Source organism: Sulfitobacter sp. HI0040, assembly GCF_001634885.1.
Classification (GTDB): Bacteria; Pseudomonadota; Alphaproteobacteria; order Rhodobacterales; family Rhodobacteraceae; genus Sulfitobacter.
The window spans coordinates 1-18445 of the sequence record NZ_LWEX01000190.1 but is presented as its reverse complement, the minus strand read 5'-3'; the positions used below and the strand labels follow the sequence as shown (position 1 = coordinate 18445).

The 18445-nt window shown below is 62.3% G+C and carries 21 protein-coding genes; 8 read left to right on the top strand and 13 right to left on the bottom strand.

The window, feature by feature from the left end; translation table 11 throughout:
• Positions 1-52: 52 nt before the first annotated feature.
• Positions 53-652 (bottom strand): nicotinate-nucleotide adenylyltransferase, encoded by a 600-nt coding sequence (locus A3728_RS11830; protein ID WP_067923829.1) that lies wholly within the window; start codon positions 650-652, stop codon positions 53-55.
• A 126-nt stretch (positions 653-778) separates the two neighbouring features.
• Positions 779-1276, bottom strand: coding sequence for an MOSC domain-containing protein (locus tag A3728_RS11825; RefSeq protein ID WP_067923825.1), 498 nt, complete (start codon positions 1274-1276; stop codon positions 779-781).
• A 79-nt stretch (positions 1277-1355) separates the two neighbouring features.
• On the opposite strand from A3728_RS11825, the gene ettA reads away from it, so the two are divergent.
• Together ettA and A3728_RS11815 are read left to right on the top strand one after the other, a co-directional pair.
• On the top strand, positions 1356-3011 hold the full coding sequence (gene ettA / locus A3728_RS11820; RefSeq protein ID WP_067923823.1) for an energy-dependent translational throttle protein EttA: 1656 nt from the start codon (positions 1356-1358) through the stop codon (positions 3009-3011).
• A 169-nt stretch (positions 3012-3180) separates the two neighbouring features.
• Positions 3181-3387: a hypothetical protein gene (locus A3728_RS11815; RefSeq protein WP_067923820.1), complete on the top strand. Its 207-nt coding sequence runs from the start codon at positions 3181-3183 to the stop codon at positions 3385-3387.
• A 155-nt stretch (positions 3388-3542) separates the two neighbouring features.
• On the opposite strand, the gene A3728_RS11810 is transcribed toward A3728_RS11815, so the two are convergent.
• Complete coding sequence (locus A3728_RS11810; RefSeq protein WP_067923817.1) at positions 3543-4520, bottom strand: response regulator; 978 nt, start codon at positions 4518-4520, stop codon at positions 3543-3545.
• A gap of 357 nt (positions 4521-4877) precedes the next feature.
• On the opposite strand from A3728_RS11810, the gene A3728_RS11805 reads away from it, so the two are divergent.
• Both A3728_RS11805 and A3728_RS11800 read left to right on the top strand, forming a co-directional pair.
• A complete protein-coding gene (locus A3728_RS11805; protein WP_067923814.1) occupies positions 4878-5084 on the top strand; it encodes a cold-shock protein in 207 nt (68 codons plus the stop codon).
• A 147-nt stretch (positions 5085-5231) separates the two neighbouring features.
• The gene (locus tag A3728_RS11800; RefSeq protein WP_067923811.1) at positions 5232-5783 is read left to right on the top strand and encodes a L,D-transpeptidase; all 552 of its coding nucleotides are present in this window, start codon (positions 5232-5234) and stop codon (positions 5781-5783) included.
• Positions 5784-5907: 124 nt separating this feature from the next.
• Here A3728_RS11800 and A3728_RS11795 read toward each other — a convergent pair whose 3' ends face one another.
• From A3728_RS11795 to A3728_RS11765, 7 genes are all read right to left on the bottom strand, one after another.
• Positions 5908-6897: an ABC transporter substrate-binding protein gene (locus A3728_RS11795; RefSeq protein WP_067923808.1), complete on the bottom strand. Its 990-nt coding sequence runs from the start codon at positions 6895-6897 to the stop codon at positions 5908-5910.
• 41 nt (positions 6898-6938) lie between these two features.
• A complete protein-coding gene (locus A3728_RS11790; protein WP_067923806.1) occupies positions 6939-7787 on the bottom strand; it encodes an ABC transporter permease in 849 nt (282 codons plus the stop codon).
• Positions 7784-8647, bottom strand: coding sequence for an ABC transporter permease (locus A3728_RS11785; RefSeq protein ID WP_067923803.1), 864 nt, complete (start codon positions 8645-8647; stop codon positions 7784-7786). The genes A3728_RS11790 and A3728_RS11785 overlap by 4 nt, the downstream gene beginning before the upstream one ends.
• Positions 8648-8713: 66 nt before the next feature.
• Positions 8714-9532, bottom strand: coding sequence for an ABC transporter ATP-binding protein (locus A3728_RS11780; RefSeq protein ID WP_067923831.1), 819 nt, complete (start codon positions 9530-9532; stop codon positions 8714-8716).
• An 83-nt stretch (positions 9533-9615) separates the two neighbouring features.
• Complete coding sequence (gene hydA / locus A3728_RS11775; RefSeq protein WP_067923801.1) at positions 9616-11076, bottom strand: dihydropyrimidinase; 1461 nt, start codon at positions 11074-11076, stop codon at positions 9616-9618.
• 64 nt (positions 11077-11140) lie between these two features.
• Positions 11141-11464: a hypothetical protein gene (locus A3728_RS11770; protein WP_067923798.1), complete on the bottom strand. Its 324-nt coding sequence runs from the start codon at positions 11462-11464 to the stop codon at positions 11141-11143.
• Between the two features lie 12 nt (positions 11465-11476).
• A complete protein-coding gene (locus A3728_RS11765; protein WP_067923795.1) occupies positions 11477-12727 on the bottom strand; it encodes a Zn-dependent hydrolase in 1251 nt (416 codons plus the stop codon).
• 158 nt (positions 12728-12885) lie between these two features.
• On the opposite strand from A3728_RS11765, the gene A3728_RS11760 reads away from it, so the two are divergent.
• Complete coding sequence (locus A3728_RS11760; protein ID WP_067923792.1) at positions 12886-13503, top strand: TetR family transcriptional regulator C-terminal domain-containing protein; 618 nt, start codon at positions 12886-12888, stop codon at positions 13501-13503.
• Positions 13504-13531: 28 nt separating this feature from the next.
• On the opposite strand, the gene preA is transcribed toward A3728_RS11760, so the two are convergent.
• A complete protein-coding gene (gene preA / locus A3728_RS11755) occupies positions 13532-14833 on the bottom strand; it encodes an NAD-dependent dihydropyrimidine dehydrogenase subunit PreA (protein WP_067923788.1) in 1302 nt (433 codons plus the stop codon).
• Positions 14834-14943: 110 nt separating this feature from the next.
• Complete coding sequence (locus tag A3728_RS11750; RefSeq protein WP_067923785.1) at positions 14944-16269, bottom strand: NAD(P)-dependent oxidoreductase; 1326 nt, start codon at positions 16267-16269, stop codon at positions 14944-14946.
• Between the two features lie 277 nt (positions 16270-16546).
• Between A3728_RS11750 and A3728_RS11745 the strand changes: the two genes are divergently transcribed.
• Positions 16547-16753, top strand: coding sequence for a cold-shock protein (locus tag A3728_RS11745; RefSeq protein WP_067923781.1), 207 nt, complete (start codon positions 16547-16549; stop codon positions 16751-16753).
• A 99-nt stretch (positions 16754-16852) separates the two neighbouring features.
• Here A3728_RS11745 and A3728_RS11740 read toward each other — a convergent pair whose 3' ends face one another.
• On the bottom strand, positions 16853-17497 hold the full coding sequence (locus A3728_RS11740; RefSeq protein WP_067923779.1) for an arylesterase: 645 nt from the start codon (positions 17495-17497) through the stop codon (positions 16853-16855).
• A gap of 46 nt (positions 17498-17543) precedes the next feature.
• Here A3728_RS11740 and A3728_RS11735 point away from each other — a divergent pair, with 46 nt between their 5' ends.
• Positions 17544-18224, top strand: a complete 681-nt coding sequence (locus tag A3728_RS11735) for an ABC transporter ATP-binding protein (RefSeq protein WP_067923776.1) — start codon at positions 17544-17546, stop codon at positions 18222-18224.
• A partial coding sequence (locus tag A3728_RS11730; protein ID WP_150120759.1) for a hypothetical protein occupies positions 18221-18445 on the top strand: 225 nt, incomplete at its 3' end. The genes A3728_RS11735 and A3728_RS11730, both read left to right, overlap by 4 nt.

The window sequence follows — 18445 nt, the reverse complement described above, 5'->3', positions numbered from 1 at the left end:
GCCTCGGCATCATCCTGACCGCCGGGCTCGCTTCGGCGCGGCTGCGTTCATCCTAGTCCCATTGCCCGGCGGCACGGATCGCAGTGGACGACGCGTCGGTCATCGCCACATTCACGAAACACCACGCCGGGGCCTTGGCCTGCGCCAAGAGCTGCGACTGGCTCCCCGGGATGCGGTAGCGGGCATAAAGCGCCGATGCGCGGCTCATCCGGGCCGATATGCGCTGCCCGGGCCGGGCGAGAACACCTACCGGGACCGCCTCCATGATCGCGCGCCAATCCTGCCACAGATGAAACTGCGCAAGGTTATCGGCCCCCATCAACCAGACGAAGCGAACATCCGGGTAGAGCGCGCACAACCGCGCCAGCGTCTCTGCCGTATAGCGGGTGTCCAGACGTGCCTCTATGTCGGTCACATCGACGCGTGGATGGTCCATGACCAGCCGGGCCCGCGCCATCCGCCGTTCGAGGGGGGCGGGGCCTTTCGGTTTCAGCGGATTGCCCGGGCTTACCAGCCACCACACCCGGTCGAGGCCAAAGCGCTTCAACGCTTCCCGCGTGATATGGGCATGCCCTTCATGCGCAGGATCGAAAGACCCGCCCAATAAGCCGACGACCTGTCCCGGTCCGGTCAGTGGATAGTCGAAACGCAAGAAAACCGGCCCCCGGTGTTGGCTGCATCAGGGGCCGAAGGGAGGGGCTTTGCCGAGGTTTGTCAATCGCGGCGCAGAGAATGGCGCCGACAATAACCCCACGCTCCGGGCAATTTCAGCCGCGCGTTACCGGCTTTCCTGTACCAATGCGTCGTCCGGCAAGGGCTCAACCCTGTCGCCGACCGCAATGCGGCCCGGCCGCAGCACGCGCGCACACCATCCGCCATGACCGCGCAGGGCACTGTAACCGCCCTCCCCCAGCGCCTTTTCAATCCGGCTGCAGGGTGCACAGACGGTCGTCCATTCCAGCACCGCACCACCCACGGCGACGCGCCGACCCTTCAAGGCAACAAGGTTGATACCGGAGACCACCAGATTACGCCGGAGCTTCCGCGCCTCTACCGGGCCTTGCCCCAGCAATGCGCCAACCACTGCCAGATGCTCCGCCTGTATCAATGTCACCGCACGCTTTCCGGGTCGGGCGTGATCACCCGAAAGGCCTTTTTCCACGATCTGAGCGTCCTGAACGGAAACAGGCTCCGCAAGCCGCCCGGGACGCAACCAGATTTCCTCGATTCGCCCCGGCTGGGCATAGGTTGAGACGAGCGTCTTGAGATCACGCATGATGGCGCTCCACGCAGGGTTTGATCTTGGCAGCCGCGAAGGATATTGGACGGCAACTCATTTCTGTCCGAGGATTCCCATGGCAGCCTACCAATACGTCTATCACATGTCCGGTGTTTCGAAGACCTATCCGGGCGGCAAGAAGACTTTCGAGAACATCAATCTGAATTTCCTGCCCGGTGTAAAAATCGGTGTGGTCGGTGTGAACGGCGCGGGTAAGTCCACCCTGCTGAAGATCATGGCCGGTCTCGACAAGGATTTTTCTGGCGAGGCTTGGTCCGCGGAGGGCGCAAAGGTCGGCTATTTGCCGCAGGAACCGAAGCTCGACCCGGACCTCACCGTGCGTGAGAACGTCATGCTGGGCGTGGCGCCCAAGAAGGCGATCCTCGACCGCTACAACGACCTCGCGATGAACTACTCGGACGAAACGGCGGACGAGATGGCGAAGCTGCAGGACGATATCGACGCGCAGAACCTGTGGGATCTGGACAGCCAGATCGACGTGGCGATGGAAGCCCTGCGCTGCCCCCCGGACGACGCCAATATCGCCGATCTGTCGGGCGGTGAAGCGCGCCGCGTGGCGCTATGCAAGCTGCTGCTCGAAGCGCCCGACATGCTGCTTCTCGACGAACCGACCAACCACCTCGACGCTGAAACCATCGCCTGGCTTCAGCAGCACCTGATCGACTACAAGGGCACGATCCTGATCGTCACGCACGACCGCTATTTCCTTGACGATATCACCGGCTGGATTCTCGAGTTGGACCGAGGTCGCGGCGTTCCCTACGAAGGCAATTATTCCGACTGGCTGGAGCAGAAAGCCAAACGACTGGAACAGGAAGCGCGCGAAGACAAGTCCAAGCAGAAGACGCTGGAACGCGAACTGGAATGGATGCGGCAGGGCGCCAAGGCGCGGCAGGCAAAGTCCAAGGCCCGGATCAACGCCTATAACGAGCTTGCCGAGACCTCCGAACGGGAAAAGCTCGCCCGTGCGCAGATCGTCATCCCCAACGGCCCCCGCCTCGGCAACAAGGTGATCGAGGTCGAAGGCCTGAAGAAACACATGGGCGACAAGCAATTGATCGACGGGCTGGACTTCTCCCTGCCGCCCGGGGGCATCGTGGGCGTGATCGGCCCCAACGGCGCCGGTAAATCGACCCTGTTCAAGATGCTGACCGGGCAGGAAAAGCCCGATGCGGGAAGCATCGAATACGGCGATACGGTCGATCTGTCCTATGTCGATCAGTCGCGCGATGACCTCAATGCCGACGATACCGTCTGGCAGGCAATCACCGGCGGCGCCGAGATCATCAAGCTGGGCGATGCGGAGGTAAACTCACGCGCCTATTGCTCGTCCTTCAATTTCAAGGGCGGCGACCAGCAGAAGAAGGTGGGTCTGCTGTCGGGTGGTGAACGCAACCGGGTGCATATGGCGCGCCTGCTGAAAGAGGGCGGCAACGTTCTGCTGCTCGACGAACCGACGAACGATTTGGATGTCGAAACCCTGCGCGCGCTCGAAGATGCCTTGGTGGATTTCGCGGGCTGCGCCGTCGTCATCAGCCACGACCGCTTCTTCCTTGACCGGATCTGCACACATATCCTCGCTTTCGAAGGCGAGGCGCATGTCGAATGGTTCGAAGGCAACTTCGAAGACTACGAAGAGGACAAGAAGCGCCGCCTCGGTGCCGACGCTCTGGAACCCAAACGCCTGAAGCACAAGAAGTTCGTGCGCTAATAGCTCTGGTCGCCCCCGACCCGAACGACTCACAACTGACAGGCCCGGCGCATCCATGCGGCGGGCCTATGGCTTCGAAAAAGGCGGTTGCCCCAGAATGTGTCGCGAATTGCCATAATTTAGCCACAGCGCCCGTCTCTCATGTCTTTCGACAAGCAAGGAGCTGGCAATGGCCGTAGTCGCGCTGATGATCGCAAGTATTACCGGCACCCTCGGGTTTCTCACCGCATGGTTCGTGGTGGGTACCGGGCTGCTGATCGCGCTGGTCTTCTATGCTGCTGTCGGCACCATGACTTTCTTCGCCGTCATCGCTCTGGTGCTACTCTCTCAGGAAGGAAACGAAGATTCCACCCTGGCGGATACCGCCCGCGCCTGATAAAATTCCGCTTCGACACCCCGGCCCGCGCATGTCGCGGGCTCTTTCATGGGCCATGACGAACCCCGCGGTCGAAAGCCCCCTCCCAAGAAAAAAAAACCGCCGCTCCTTTCGGTGCGACGGTTTCCCACATCCCCGCGGTGGTAATGGCGGGCCTACTTGTCTTCGGCCATCACCATTTTCTGCATACGTTCGAACAGATTGTCCGAACGGTCATCCGCCAGGCCATGCAGTGGATCGGCAGAGTTGAGATATTCCCGCAGCTTGTTGCTCGCCGCGAGACCGGACCAGACCCGCTGACTGGTCACGCTTTCGACCCGGATCGCCGGTGCCTTGGCCACGCCGGTCAGTTCCGGCTCCCAGTTTTCCTGCAGCCGTTCGGAAACCGCTTGGGCGATCTTTTCGTTGTCCATCCGCGCGCGGCCCATCACGATACCGACGAAACGACCGCTGCCCGCATAGGCAATCTGGCAGTCCCGGTCCTGCAGGGCATCGATGGCCGCATGGGCGATCTGTTCGAGGTTCTGCCGGAAAGCCGCAGGCCGAACAGAGCGGAAGACTGCCCTCAGCCCCACCACATCCAGCGAAAATAGGCTCATCGCGTAGCAACCCGCCGGCAGACGCAGCAGATGATTTTCCAATGACAGAAGGTCACTGACATGGGGGATCCCCAGGTTGATGCCTTCATCGAATTTCAGTTTTGTAAGGGCAGTCAGTTCTGCCAGCGTATGCTGGGCTTCCCGCTCCCGCAGCAGGCTGGCGTTCAGCATACCTGCGGAATTGACGCGCGCACCCAACTCCATTCCATCGAGCGGCTTGCTGATGAAATCGGTCGCACCCGCCTCGAAAGCACGCTGCATCAGCGTGGGCTCGCGGCTGGCCGTGACCATCAGAACCGGCGTTGTCCGGTACTCGGTCTTCTCGCGCAAGATCTTGCACATTTCGATGCCGTCCACCCCCGGCAACATGATGTCGAGGAGGAAGCAGTCAAATGGCATCTCCGTGCTTGAAATCGTTTTCAACGCTGCCTCGGCAGTGTCGCAGCACGTCAGTTCGTATTCCCCCACACGCCCGAGACAGCTTCTGAGCAGTTCGAGAATGACGGGGTCGTCATCCACAGCCAATATACGCATTGCACCAATATCCTTCGCTACGGCAGTTCCGTCATCGCGACGGGTGAGATTGTTCTGTCCATAGAAAGCCATTGATTACGGGCAATGGTGAGACCGATTTGAGGCGATACTTTGGAAGGGTTTGAGTCGCGCCTTCAATAAAACAAGGGATGGATCCGAAATAGAGGCGCAAACGTGCCGCTCAGAGGGTCATCCTGCGACTAGACTTGTACGAATCCCCCTCGGGTGCCATATAGGCGCTGCAGACGTTATTCTATTTCGACCCACTGTCTCCCTTACCGGCGCTCAGTCTTCGATCTCGACCGACTACGCCGGGCTATCGCAACAACGCGGATAGCAACTATAGGAGACAACGGAATGGCCACTGGCACCGTAAAATGGTTCAACACAACTAAAGGCTTCGGCTTCATCGCACCCGACGGCGGCAGCAAGGACGTTTTCGTCCATATTTCCGCAGTTGAGCGTGCCGGCCTCACAGGTCTGGCCGACAACCAGAAAGTGACGTTCGACATCGAATCCGGCCGTGACGGCCGCGAATCCGCGACGAACATCCAACTGGCATAATGCCTGAGGGGGCCTGCCCCCCGCACATGAATTTGACCGGCCCCGTCGCAGGACAGGGCCGGTTTTTCTTTTACAGGGGTTGCCAAGCCTCTTGCGGGGGCCAACACTCTATCCAATCCTTCTTGCAAGAACCCCATGGAGCCTCCGATGCGCCGCCGTACATTCCTTGCCACGTCCCTTGCCGCTGCCACCTTTCCCCAATTCGCCGGTGCCCAGGCAGCGGCCTATGATCCGACGCCGCAGATGGTGTCAGTAAAGGCGCGATACGCGCCGGGCGAGTTGATCGTGCTGCCCCGCAGCCATTACCTCTATCTCGTGACCGCACCGGGCCGGGCCATGCGTTACGGCGTCGGGGTCGGCAGGGCAGGCCTCGAATTTACCGGTAAGGCCAATATCGCGGTAAAAAAGGAATGGCCCACGTGGCGCCCCACGGATGAGATGATCGAACGGGAGCCCGAAACCTACAAACGTTTCATCGGCAATACCGACGCCCAGCCGGGCGGTCCCGGCAATCCGCTCGGGGCACGGGCGCTCTATCTCTTCCAGAACGGGCGGGACACGTTCTACCGCATCCATGGCACGACCGAACCCGGCAGCATCGGCAGGTCAGTCTCCAACGGCTGTATCCGTATGCTGAACGCACATGTCGTCGACCTCTATGAACGCGTGCCCATCGGCACCACCGTTACGGTGCTCTGACCGCTCAATTACGAAACATCTCGGGGCCGGTGCATCACATCAGCCTTTTTCGGTCAAAGGACGTTCCCGTACGCAAAAAGGCCCGGCATCGCTGCCGGGCCTTCTCTTCGTCATGGGCGACGATTTAGTTCAGTGCCTTGTCCGTGATCTCATGGGTCCAGGCGCCCTCCGGCTCCTTGGTGATCACGGGATCCGACCCGCCGGACAGCAACGACTGTACGGTACGCTCGTAATCCGCTTCATCCAGCGTGCCATCGCTGCCTTCGGTCAGCTTCGCGATCTCCCGCATCATGCGCTTCTGATGCTCTTCGGTCTGGGCGCCGGAGGCATCGTTCTCCAACACGATTTCTGCCGCTTCGTCCGGGTTCTCCTCGGCGTATTTCCAGCCCTTCATCGAGGCGCGCACAAACCGCACCATCTTGTCGGCGAACTCCGGGTCCTCCAGCTTGTCTTCGAGCACGTAAAGACCGTCTTCCAGCGTCGCAACGCCCTGATCCTCATACTTGAAGACAGTAAGCTCCTCGGGTGTCAGGCCCGCGTCGATCACCTGCCAGTACTCGTTGTAGGTCATTGTCGATACGCAGGCGGCCTGGTTCTGCAGCAGGGGATCGACGTTGAACCCCTGTTTGAGCACGGTCACCCCGTCCTCTCCGCCTTCGGTCGGCAGGTCGAGCTTGCTCATCCAGCTGAGGAAGGGAAATTCGTTCCCGAAGAACCAGACGCCCAGCGTCTTGCCCTTGAAGTCATCGGTCGTTTCAACGCCCGCGTCCTTGCGGCAGGTCAACATCATGCCGGATTTCTTGAACGGCTGCGCGATGTTTACCATCGGCAAACCCTTTTCCCGCGCGGAAAGCGCAGAGGGCATCCAATCCACGGTCACATCCGCGCCGCCGCCCGCCAGCACCTGCGTGGGCGCGATATCCGGCCCCCCGGGTTTGATGGTGACGTTCAGGCCCTCTTCTTCGTAGAAGCCCTTTTCCTGCGCGACGTAATAGCCCGCGAACTGGGCCTGCGTCACCCATTTGAGCTGCAGGGTCACGTCGTCGGCGGCCTGGGCGATCGTGCCCCACAGCCCGACAGCCGCGCCGGCGGCAATGCTGCGTAATGTTGTCATCGTTTTCTCCCTTCGGTTTATCGTTGTCGTTGATCGTTTTGTCAGCGGGTTCCCCGCTGGCTAGGATGCCAGAAAGTGACTGTTTTTTCCACCAGAGCCATCGCCCCGTAAAAGGCTGACCCCGCGATGGCGGCCACGACGATCTCCGCCCAGACGAGGTCCAGCGCCAGTTGCCCCACCGAGGTCGAGATGCGAAAGCCCATCCCCTTGATGGGCGAGCCGAAGAATTCCGCCACGATCGCCCCGATGAGCGCGAGCGTGGTGCCGATCTTCAGCCCGTTGAATACGAACGGCATGGCAGCAGGCAGCCGCAGTTTCAGCAAGGTGCGCCAGTAGCCGGCGGCATAGGTCCGCATCAGATCGCGCTGCATGGCATCGGTGTCCTGCAGCCCCTGCACGGTATTCACCAGCACGGGAAAGAACACCATGACCACCACGACGGCAGCCTTCGACTGCCAATCAAAGCCGAACCACATCACCAGGATCGGCGCCATGCCAATCACCGGAAGCGCCGCGACGAAGTTGCCAACGGGCAGCAATCCGCGCTGCAGGAAGGGAAAGCGGTCAATCGCCAGCGCGGTGAGAAAGGCGGCCCCGCAGCCGATGATATAGCCGGTCAACGCGCCTTTCAGCACAGTCTGGACGAAGTCGACCCACAGGATTCCCGTGGAGGTCACGAAGCGGGCGGCGATGGCCGAAGGCGCAGGCAGCAAGACCTGGTTGATCCCGAACCCGTGCACGATCCCTTCCCAGACGGCGATGAGGGTGATCCCGAAAACCACGGGTGCCAGAACGCCTGCCCAGCGCCCGTCCGGTCGCCGCGCGAGGGCCATGTTGATCGCCATGCCCGCAATCCACGCCAATACGGCAAAGATCAGCCACCCGGTCATGCCATGCCCATCCGTTTCAGGGTGACCCGCTGAATGATCCCGATGGTGCCCACCAGCGCCGCCGCCAATGCCGCCGCCATGATCAGCGCGCTCCAGATCTGGATCGTCTGGCCATAGTAGCTGCCGCCCAGCAAACGCGCCCCCAGCCCGGCCACCGCCCCCGTCGGCAGTTCACCCACAATCGCCCCGACGAGTGAGGCCGCCATGGCGATCTTCAGCGACGTAAAGAAATAGGGCATCGAGGCAGGCAACCTCAGCTTCCAGAAGGTCTGCGCCGCACTGGCGTTCCACGTGCGCATCTGATCGAGCTGCATCGCATCGGGGCTGCGCAGACCCTTCACCATGCCGACAACAACCGGGAAGAACGACAGATACATGCTGATCATCGCCTTGGGCAACAGCCCGGAAATTCCCACCGCGTTCAGCACGACGATGATCATCGGTGCGATGGCAAGGATCGGAATGGTCTGGCTCGCGATGACCCAGGGCATCACGCTCATGTCCATGGTGCGGTTGAAGACGATGCCGACAGCCAGCAGGATGCCGAGCCCGGTCCCCAGGACAAATCCCAGCAGCGTCGCGCTCAGCGTGATCCATGCGTGATAAACCAGCGACCGCTTCGATGTGACCTTCTTTTGAACGGTGGTCTCCCACAATTCCGCACCCACCTGATGGGGCGCCGGCAGCTTCGGCTTGTCCTGCGCCCAGGTGTCGGAGACAAGCGCGGGAAGCGTCAGTTCCACCCCGGCCCGCTGCGCCTTGTCATAGGCCCATGGCGCATTCAGCGCGACCGCAGCGGCGTACCAGATCACCCCGATGAAGGCGAGGACGGTCAGAACCGGCAACAGGCTCCGGCTCATGCGCGCGCCCTCCCCTTCACCCTTTCGGAAATACTCCTGCGGCAGCCCCCGCGATCAGACCGACGTTCACTCATCCTGATGCCCCGCCCGCAAACCTTCGCGCACCCGGTGCGCCACTTCGAGAAACTCGGGCGTGTCCCGGATGTCCAGCGGGCGCTCCTTCGGCAAGGGGCTTTCGATGACATCGGTGATCCGCCCCGGCCGGGGCGACATCACGACGATCTTGGTCGACAGATACACCGCTTCGGGTATCGAATGGGTGACAAAGGCGATCGTCTTGCCTGTCCGTTCCCAAAGCTTCAGCAACTGCTCGTTCAGATGGTCGCGCACGATCTCGTCCAGCGCGCCAAAGGGCTCATCCATCAGCAGAATATCCGCATCGAAGCTGAGCGCCCGCGCGATGGAGGCGCGCTGCTGCATCCCACCCGAAAGCTGCCATGGAAACTTCTTCTCGAACCCGCCCAACTCGACCAGCTCGAGCACGCGGCGCACCCGTTCAGCCTGTTCCGCCCGCGGTATCCCCATGATCTCCAACGGCAGGCGGATATTGCCCCCGATTGTCCGCCACGGATAAAGCCCCGCCGCCTGAAAGACATAGCCATAGGCCCGGGCCCGCCGCGCCTCCGCCGGGGTGACCCCGTTGACGGTCACGCTGCCCCCCGTCGGCTCTTCGAGATCAGCCATCACCCGCAGGAAGGTCGTCTTGCCGCAGCCCGACGGGCCGATGAAACTGACGAAATCGCCTTTCGCGATATCGAGCGATACGTCGCGCAGCGCATGGACGGGGCCGTCATTGGTCTGGAAGGTCAAGTCGAGGCCACGCGCCGCGATGACCGGCGTGCCCGGAGCGGTTTCGATTGTCTGTGTGATGGTCGCCTCGTTCATATGTTTGTTCATGCTTGTCGTCCGGCAGAACGATAAGGCTGCAGGCATGCGCGCTCAACAGAAACCGCTGATGGGGCCAACCTTCAAATCCCCGCCGGAATATTCAGCGGATCGCGCTTGATCATCTTGGGGCTGTTCAACTCCTTCCACTTGCTCAGCGCGACATTCGCACTCGGGAAGGCCGGTCGGGGAATGAACCGCCCCCTGCCCGGATTGGGCTGGCTGTTCTGCCCCCAGGCCCAGATGACCTCGCCCCGGTTGAGCGTATAGCGGCTTTGCGCCTTGACCTCGAAGCCTTCGAACACGTTGTAATCCAGAACCGAATGATGGTTCGACGTGCTGATGGTCTTGGTGATCTTCGGATCCCAGACGACGATATCGGCATCTGCCCCTTCCACCAGCGCCCCCTTGCGCGGATAGATATTCAGGATCTTCGCCACATTGGTGGAGGTGCATGCCACGAATTCATTCGGGGTAAGCCGCCCCGTTTCGACGCCTTCGGTCCACAGCACGGCCAGCCGTTCCTCCAACCCGTTCGACCCGTTGGGAATGATGCGGAAATCCTCACGGCCCGCGCGCTTCTGTTCAGTGTTGAAGGCGGCGTGGTCCGTGGCGACAACCTGCAGCGAACCCGCCTGCAACCCGGCCCAGAGGCTATCCTGATGGTCCTTCGACCGGAACGGCGGGCTCATTACCCGGCGCGCGGCGTGGTCCCAGTCCTTGTTGAAATACTCCGACTCATCCAGCGTCAGGAACTGGATCAGCGGCTCTCCGTAAACCCGCATCCCCTTCTGGCGCGCCCGCCGGATGGCCTCATGGGTCTGCTCGCAGGAGACATGCACGATATAAAGCGGCACGCCGGCGGTATCGGCGATGGTGATCGCGCGGTTGGCGGCCTCCCCCTCCAGCTCCGGCGGGCGGGAATAGGCGTGACCCTCCGGCCCGGTGATGCCCTGATCGAAATACTTCTGCTGAAGCTCCGCCACCAGATCGCCGTTCTCGGCATGAACCATCGGCAGCGCGCCCAGTTCCGCGCAGCGCTTGAAGGAGGCGAACATCTCGTCGTCCTCGATCATCAGGGCGCCCTTGTAAGCCATGAAATGCTTGAACGAGTTCACGCCCATCTCGACGGCATCCTTCATCTCGTTGAAGACGTTCTCGTCCCAGCCGGTGATCGCCATATGATAGCCCACGTCCGAACAGATCTGCGGCGCGGACTTGCGGTGCCATTCGTTGATCGCGTTCTTGATGCTGCCATCGGCGCCCGGCAGGCAGAAATCGACGACCATCGTGGTGCCGCCCGCCGCCGCGGCCCATGTGCCGGATTCGAAGGTTTCCGCCGCGGTCGTCCCCATGAACGGCATCTCGAGATGCGTGTGCGGATCGATACCGCCGGGTATCACATAGGCCCCTTCCGCATCGATATATTCGTCACCCGAAAGATCCTCGCCGATCCGGCTGATGGTTTCGCCTTCGATCAGAACATCGGCCTTCCAGGTCCGGTCCGCCGTGCAGACCGTTCCGCCCTTGATCACCTTGCTCATCGCGTCTCTCCCTCGTCCTTCCAAATGGTTTCAAATCCCGGGGGTCCGGGGGCAGGCCCCCGGCTCAGACCGACCCGAAACACCCCAGCGCCGGCCCGTGCACCCCGATATCCAGCGGCCCGAAATCGCTCTCCACGCAGAGCGAAAAATACCCCGCGGTCGGCAGGTAAACGACCCGGTAGGTCCCGTCGCCCCGCGCGACCGACCAGCACCGCTGGGTGATGCCGCCCGAAAAATTGACCGTCACCTCACGCGGAACGCGTCGTACCTGCGCAAAGGCCCGCGCGGTCCGCCGGGTGATCCGGTCCGCGCTGCGCGACGCCTCGGCCAGTTCCGCGTCGATCAGCGCGTCGATCCGTCCGGCAATATCGAGATCGGGATCGATCACCGCAGCCTCCGTTCAGCCGACGACTTCGGCGGTTTCGACCACTGCATGCATCAGCACGTCGGCACCCGCCTGCGCCCATTCGCGGCTGATCTCTTCGGCCTCGTTGTGGCTCAGCCCGTCGACACAGGGGCACATCACCATCGCCGTGGGAGCCACCCGGTTGATCCAGCAGGCGTCATGCCCTGCGCCGGAAATCAGGTTCATGTGACTGTAGCCCAAACGCTCCGCCGCATTCCGCACGGCTCTCACGCAGCCTTCGTCAAAGGCCACGGGATCGAAACCGCCCACCTTTTCGAATGAAACCTCCAGCCCCATATCCTCGGCGATCTTGCCGGCCTCTTCGCGCAGGCGCGATTCCATATCCTCGATCACGTCAAGCTCGGGCGAACGGAAATCGACGGTAAAGACCACCTTGCCGGGGATCACGTTGCGCGAGTTCGGATAGACGTCGATATGCCCCGCCGCCCCCACCGCGTGTGGCGCATGGCTCAGCGCGATTTCGTTCACCTTTTCCAGAATGCGCGCCATGCCGAGGCCCGCGTCATGCCGCATGGGCATGGGGGTCGATCCGGTATGGCTGTCCTTGCCGGTCACGGTGACTTGGGTCCAGGACAGGCCCTGCCCATGGGTCACCACGCCGATCTCCTTGCCTTCGGCTTCCAGTATGGGCCCCTGTTCGATATGCAGTTCGAAAAAGGCATGCATCTTGCGCGCGCCGACTTCCTCGTCGCCCTTCCAGCCGATCCGGTCCAATTCGTCGCCGAAGCGCTTGCCCTCCGCATCCTCGCGGGCATAGGCCCAGTCCTGCGTGTGGATGCCCGCGAAGACCCCCGAAGAGAGCATGGCAGGCGCGTAGCGCGTTCCCTCTTCATTGGTGAAATTCGTCACCACGATGGGGTGTTTCGTCTTGATGCCCAGATCGTTCAGCGTGCGGATGATTTCCAGACCACCCAAGACGCCGAGCACACCGTCGTATTTGCCCCCCGTGGGCTGGGTGTCGAGGTGGCTGCCCACGTAGACGGGCAGCGCCTCCGGGTCCTGGCCTTCGCGCCGCGCAAACATGTTGCCCATCTGGTCCAGACCCATGGTGCATCCCGCCGCCTCGCACCAAGATTGAAAGAGCGCGCGGCCTTCGGCATCCGCGTCTGTCAGCGTCTGGCGGTTGTTGCCGCCCGCGACGCCGGGTCCGATCTTGGCCATCTCCATCAGGCTGTCCCAAAGCCGGTCGGGATTGATCTTCAGGTTCTCTCCGGGCGCGGCCATTCGGGGCTCCTCTTTGTCATTCCACCAAAGGTAAAATTTTTACCATTTGGTAAATCCACGATTGCGTCTAGTCTTGTTTCTGTCAAGAACTGCTTTCCCGACGGGGGTGCAGCGCGGAACCTGTGCCGCAAATTCAGGCACCAGAGCGAGGGGCGCCCATGCCGGACGGCAGCCAGAAGAAACCGAGCCGCATCCAGAAACGGAACCGCCGCGTGATTCTCGACGCCGCGCTGGAAGTCTTTTCCCGCCATGGCTACCGCGGTTCGACGTTGGACCAGATCGCCACCGAGGCGGGACTGAGCAAACCCAACATACTTTATTATTTCGATGGCAAGGAAGCGATCCACGTGGAGCTTCTGGCCAAACTCATGTCCGAATGGCTCGCTCCGCTGGAAGAGATGGACCCCGACGGCGACCCCCAGAAAGAGCTTCTGGGCTATATCACCAAGAAGATGGAGATGAGCCGCGCCTATCCGCGCCAGAGCAGGCTGTTCGCTAATGAGATCATTCAGGGCGCCCCGCGTATGCAGCCGCATCTGCAATCCGGCCTGAAGCCGCTCTTCGATGCGAAATGCGACCTGATCCGCGCGTGGATGGACGCCGGAAAGCTTGCCCGGATGGATCCTGCGCACCTCATCCTGTCGATCTGGGCGATCACCCAGCATTACGCGGATTTCGAGGCGCAGCTTCAGGTCCTGCTGCCTGACCCCCAGACCGCATGGGACGGGGCGGAAAGCCACGTCGCCTTCATGTTCCGCAAGCTGCTCACCCCCTGAAGACGCCCCCGGGGGGCGAAACCTGAGCCTACTCTGCCGCCTTGGCCGCCGGGTTATTGGGGTGCGTCGTCCAGTTGGCATACTCCGGCTGTACCACGTCGCCTGTGCGCGGATCGGTTTGGCCTGCCGCCATAGGCTCCATGGTGATGCAATCCTCCACCGGGCAAACATTGACGCAGAGGTTGCAGGCCACGCATTCCTCGTCGATCACGGTGAACTTGCGATCGTCGGACATGGCGATGGCCTGATGGCTGGTATCCTCACAGGCGGCGAAGCAGCGACCGCAGGATATGCACAGATCCTGATTGATTGCCGCCTTGGCGACGTAGTTCAGGTTCAGTTGGTTCCAGTCCGTCACATTGGGCACCGCACGACCCACCAGTTCATCGACCGAGGTCATGCCCTTTTCGTCCATGTAGTCGCTCAGCCCGCTGATCATCTCTTGCACGACTTTGAAACCGTAGGTCATGGCCGCCGTACAGACCTGAACATTTCCAGCGCCAAGGGCCAGAAATTCAGCCGCGTCGCGCCACGTCGTGATGCCGCCGATCCCGCTGATGGGCAGATCGGCCATATCGGGGGTACGCGCGATTTCGGCCACCATGTTCAGGGCAATGGGCTTGACGGCAGGTCCGCAATAGCCGCCATGCGCGCCCTTGCCGTCGATCGTCGGCTCCGGTGCGAAGAGGTCCAGATCCACGCTGGTGATCGAATTGATCGTATTGATCAGGCTCACTGCATCCGCCCCGCCACGCATGGCGGCCTCCGCCGGTTTGCGCACGTCGGTGATATTGGGCGTCAGCTTCACGATCACCGGCATCCGCGTGTTGGCCTTCACCCAGCGGGTGACCATTTCGATATATTCGGGCACCTGCCCCACGGCACTGCCCATGCCGCGCTCGCTCATCCCGTGCGGGCAGCCGAAGTTGAGCTCGACCCCGTCAGCACCCGTCTCCTCCACCAGGGGCAGGATGAATTTCCACGGCTCTTCCTCGCAGGGCACCATGAGCGAGACGACCATGGCACGGTCCGGATAGTCCCGCTTGACGGCCTTGATCTCGCGCAGGTTCACCTCCAGCGGGCGGTCGGTGATCAGTTCGATGTTGTTGAGCCCCAGAAGCCGCCGGTCCGCCCCATGGATCGCGCCGTAGCGCGGGCCGTTCACGTTGACCACATGCGGGTCGAGGCCCAGCGTCTTCCAGACGACACCGCCCCAGCCGGCCTCATAGGCGCGGCGCACGTTGTATTCCTTGTCTGTCGGTGGCGCGGAGGCCAGCCAGAAGGGATTGGGGGATTTGATCCCGATGAAATCGCTTTGCAGATTGGCCATGTTCGATCCTCCACTGTTCCCCCGGGTCCCCGCCCGGCCCGTGCCGCCTCTGCTATGCGATGCGGCAGTTCACTTCTCTCGCACCGGCCCCGAAAGCCCGGCGCCATGCCTCAGCCCCCGGTCAACTGACGGTGAATATCCATCGCCGCGTCGCGCCCCTGCGCCACGGCGGTCACGGTCAGATCATCCCCCGCAGGCGTACAGTCTCCCCCGGCCCAGACGCCCTCGACAGAGGTGCGGCCCGCCGCGTCCGTCCGTATTTTGCGCCCGTCCAGATCGGGCAGATCGTCACCGTGCAGGGTCTGACCGATGGCCTTGAAGACCTGATCCGCGGGGATGCGGAAAGTCTCTCCGCTGCCCCGCATATCCGCATCGACATATTCGAACTCGATTTCCCGTACGCTGCCGTTGCCGTGAATGGCGAGCGGCACGGCGTGGGTGATGATACGCACGCCCTTGCTTGCCGCCAGATCCTGTTCGAACCTGCTGGCGTTCATGCGGTCGCGCCCCCGGCGATAGACCAGCGTGACATTCAGCGCGCCCAGCAACTTGGCCTGCACCGCGGCGTCAACCGCCGTCATCCCGCCCCCGATGACGACAACGTCGCGCCCGATCGGCAGGCCTGACAAGTCATCCGACTGGCGCAGACCCGCAATGAAATCGACGGCGTTGGTAACGTTGTCCTTGTCCTCGCCCTCTGCCCCCAGCGCGTTGACGCCGGCAAGCCCGAGGCCCAGAAAGACCGCATCGTGATCCTTTTTCAGCGCCGCCAGCGTGATGTCGCGCCCGAGTGCTGCGTCGTGGCGAAAGGTGATGCCCCCGATTTGCATGAGCCAGTCGACCTCGGCCTGCGCGAAACCTTCCGGGGTCTTGTAGGCGGCGATCCCGTATTCGTTCAAACCGCCGGGCTTTGGCCGTGCGTCGTAGATCGTGACATCGTGGCCCAGCATCGCCAGCCGGTGCGCACAGGAAAGGCCCGCAGGCCCTGCCCCCACCACCGCGATGGTCTTGCCGGTCGCCGCCGCTCGGGTGAACGGATGCTTGCCCTGCGCCTGCAAATGGTCGGTCGCATATCGCTGAAGCTGGCCGATCAGAACGGGTTTGCCCTCTGCCACTTCACGCACGCAGACCTCCTCGCACAGTGTTTCCGTCGGACAGACCCGCGCGCACATGCCGCCCAGAATGTTCTGGCTCAGGATCGTCTTGGCCGCGGCATCCGGCGTTCCGGTGGCGATCTGTCGAATGAAAAGCGGGATATCGATATCCGTGGGGCAGGCCGTCATGCAGGGCGCGTCATGGCAGAAATAGCAGCGATCGGCCTGAACCAGCGCCTCATGATCGTCGAGCGGCGGGTGCAGATCGGAAAACCCTTCACGGTAGGCCTCCGGCTCCAGCCGCCCCGCGGCGATACCCGGTGCGAACATGTCTCGTGCCATCTGACCCTCCCTAGGCGGACTTCCTTCCCCAAACGCTCACATGGATTCAAAATTTTATCAACTGGTAAAATTATTGCAAAACGGTGAAATTCGATGCGCAAAGGTCCGCCAGTGCCGGGATCGCGGTCAGAATCGCTTGATTTTCAGAAGGACGCTTTCAATATCGAAGGGCGACGCGAAGACCATCGACCACTGCTCCTCAAGGCTTCGGTACGATCAATTCCGGTAAGCCACGCTGCCGCATCCCGCGGGCAGATCAACACAGGAGAGACGGAGCATGGCGACAGGCACCGTAAAATGGTTCAACACGACTAAAGGCTACGGCTTCATCGCGCCTGACAGCGGCGGAAAGGACATCTTTGTCCATATCTCGGCCGTCGAGCGCGCTGGTCTGACCGGTCTGGCCGATAACCAAAAGGTGACATACGACGTCGAAGCCGGGCGGGACGGTCGCGAAAGCGCCGCCAATATCGCTTTAGCCTGATCCTTCCGCCGGGCGCGCCTGCCCCGGTTGCAAGGAGCGGAACGGATTTGAACGGGGCGCCGCCGCGCCCCGCAGAGAGTTGCATTTTCGCGCGGCGCTTCAGTCGGCCTCTACCCGCTCCACTAGTTCGAGCACGGCCGGCCCGATCCCTTCGACGATCCGGCTGACGCCTTCGGCGTTGGGATGCAGGCCATCCGGCAGGAAATACTTCTGAAGGGACACCGAGGTTCCGCCCTCACCTTCTGGCACGAGGCCCGCAAAGAAATTGCGGAAATAGCCGGTACCGTATTCAGCCGCGAGATCGGGATAGATCGCGTCGAAAGCTGTCTTGTACTCGGGGCCGAAGTTCCCCGGTGCCTGCAGGCCAACTAACAGCACTTCCACCTCGGCGTCTTCCGCAGCATCGAGAATCCCGGTGAGGTTCGTCTTTGCCTGCGCGGGATCCAATCCGCGCAGCAGGTCGTTCCCGCCCAGCGTGACGATCATGCCGTCAACCTCGGGTGTCAGCGCCCATCCGATGCGCGCCAGCCCGCCCGCCGTCGTGTCCCCCGACACACCCGCATTGATCAGGCGAACATCGGCCCCGGCCTCGTCCAACCAATTCTGAAGCTGTGCGACGAAACCGTCCTCGGGGACCAGCCCGTACCCTTGCGTCAGTGAATCTCCGAAGGCGGCGATTACCGTTTCAGCGCTCGCGGGGGACTGGCCCGCGATCACTGCCGCCGCAATCAACAACTTGCGCATTTCCTCTCGACCTCCATATCGAACGGAACGCAGTGAAAGGCCTTTCATGACCCAGCCGACCGACGCCCCGGTGTTCAACCTCAAAGATGTCACGCTGAGCCTTGAGGGCAATGCCGGGCCGGTCGGGATACTTCACGATATCGCGCTTACGGTTTCCCACGGCGAAAGCCTCGCGCTGACCGGGCCATCCGGTTCCGGCAAGTCATCATTGCTGATGATCATGGGCGGGCTGGAACGTGCGACGGGCGGCACCGTCGAGGCCTTGGGTACGGGTCTCACCCATATGTCCGAAGACGCCCTTGCCCGTTTTCGCCGCGGGAAGGTAGGCATCGTCTTCCAGTCCTTCCACCTTATCCCCACGATGACGGCGCTGGAGAATGTGGCGACCCCGCTGGAACTCTGCGGTAACCGGGACGCTTTCGACCGGGCGGCGCAGGAACTCGAGATGGTCGGCCTCGGGCATCGGCGGGGGCACTACCCGTCGCAGATGTCGGGGGGCGAACAGCAGCGTGTTGCATTGGCCCGCGCATCGGCTCCGCGCCCGGCGATCATTCTGGCGGATGAACCTACCGGCAATCTCGACAGCGCCAATGGCGCGGCCATCATGGACCTGCTCTTCGGCCTGCGGGACCGGCATGGCGCCACGCTCGTCCTCGTGACCCATGATCCGGCCCTTGCCGAACGCTGCGACCGGATCGTGACATTGGCTGACGGTCGTATCGCATGAGCCTGCGACAGGCGACACGCTTGGCCCGGAGGGAGCTGCGCGGCGGCCTGCGTGGCTTCCGCCTCTTCCTCGCCTGTCTCGCACTGGGGGTGGCGGCCATTGCCGCTGTCGGATCGGTCCGCGCGGCAATCGAGGCCGGACTGGCCCGGGAGGGGGCGGCGCTGCTGGGGGGCGATGCCGAACTGCAATTCACCTATCGCTTCGCCGACGCGGAGGAACGT